We start from the raw sequence: 1,017 nt of genomic DNA, 5'->3' as shown, positions 1-1,017 counted from the left end.
TAACCTGAGATCTGGATAAGAAACTGCATTTATTAAGCTGTCATTACACCCGATTCGCTTGTTGACAGCTTAATGCATGGCTTCTGTTTTTTTACGCAGTAAGCTACTATTCCTGCAATAATATTAAGCATAAAACCTGTTCCACTACGGTGACGGCTATGCTCTATTTGAGATATGTTTTTTAGCTGATCATTCACTGTTTCTATTATATATCTCTTTGATAACATAGCTCTATCGAAGGCTGATATTGCTTTAGCTTTCATATTTTTACGTACCGTTGTAACTAAATCTATATCAGACTCTTGCAATTTTTCATTCAATTTTTTTCCTATGTATCCCTTGTCAGCGTATAGCTTACCTGTAAGATTTTTACATAAGTCTGGTATTGGAGTTCGATCGTTCGTGTTTCCTGGTGTTATATTCAAAGAAAGGATTTCACCTTTATGATTAATCAAAAGATGAAGCTTAAAACCGAAAAACCAACCCATTGTGCCTTTTCCGCGTTTAGCTGTATCTGCAAATACTCGGTTGCGTGGAATACGGATATTGTGGCACACCTTAATACTCGTCGAGTCAACAAACGCAATCCCTGTTGGCTTACCTTTAACAGTTTGAAAGTAAGAGCACATTGGAACAATTAGCTCAGACATTGTGTTTATGAAACGGGTATAACTGAGTAATTCTGGAAAGTACTCTGACCAGTAACGTTGCACTAAACCAATGTAGAAGTTCTTGAAATCTCTATGGTTTGATTGATGAAATGCTATCACAATTGCCATGCGTTCACTGGTAGACATTTTAGATTTACGTCTTCGCTTACGAGTTCCGTCTGAAAGTAGTTGTGCTTCCCATCTAGGTAAGAATTGATGACAAAAGTCATCGACATCGCAAAATAATTCCACTAAGTTATTCATATGCCCACCTTGTTTGCTTTCAAATCGTTTCTTGGTCGAAAGATCTGATCGCTTGGTGGGCATTTAGTTCAATTTTTTATTCTGTTATCCAGAATTCAGGTTA

The 1,017-nt window shown here is 36.9% G+C and carries 1 protein-coding gene; it reads right to left on the bottom strand.

Features of this window, described 5'->3' with window-relative positions:
- Positions 1–32: 32 nt before the first annotated feature.
- On the bottom strand, positions 33–914 hold the full coding sequence (locus KSO91_RS17350) for an IS982 family transposase (RefSeq protein WP_238744268.1): 882 nt from the start codon (positions 912–914) through the stop codon (positions 33–35).
- Positions 915–1,017: the final 103 nt, after the last annotated feature.

It is taken from the genome of Psychromonas antarctica (genome assembly GCF_022267535.1).
GTDB classification, from domain to species: domain Bacteria; phylum Pseudomonadota; class Gammaproteobacteria; order Enterobacterales; family Psychromonadaceae; genus Psychromonas; species Psychromonas antarctica.
This window is presented reverse-complemented; position numbering and strand designations above follow the sequence as displayed.

Coding starts and splice junctions, on each gene's coding strand:
- KSO91_RS17350 (WP_238744268.1), bottom strand. CDS start 914: ATGAATAACTTAGTGGAATTATTTTGCGATGTCGATGACTTTTGTCAT.